Source organism: Haemophilus sp. UMB1048 (assembly GCF_030218125.1).
Taxonomy (GTDB): domain Bacteria; phylum Pseudomonadota; class Gammaproteobacteria; order Enterobacterales; family Pasteurellaceae; genus Haemophilus_D.
Genome location: NZ_JASOPB010000212.1, coordinates 1 through 232 on the forward strand (window position 1 = coordinate 1; position 232 = coordinate 232).

At 56.9% G+C, this 232-nt stretch carries 1 protein-coding gene; it reads left to right on the forward strand.

Annotated features, from left to right (window positions below):
- Nucleotides 1-232 (forward strand): hypothetical protein (locus tag QP437_RS10510; protein ID WP_285267802.1); only part of this gene is annotated, 232 nt, incomplete at both ends.

The window sequence follows — 232 nt, forward strand, 5'->3', positions numbered from 1 at the left end:
TTTGTTACAATGGCGGCATTCAGGTTTACCGGTTCGATGCGCATGTTTGCCCGAGTCATTACATTGTTCCTTTTTCTGGCATCTGCCAGCGTTTCCGCCAGTCTGCTCAGCCAGCAGGGCGTTCCCGCACGCTATATGCAAGTCACGGAAGATGCCGATATCTGGGCGCAGGTCGGCAACCATGTGGTAAGCGTCGGCAACGTTCGCGCCGGGCAGATCCTTGCCGTGGTGC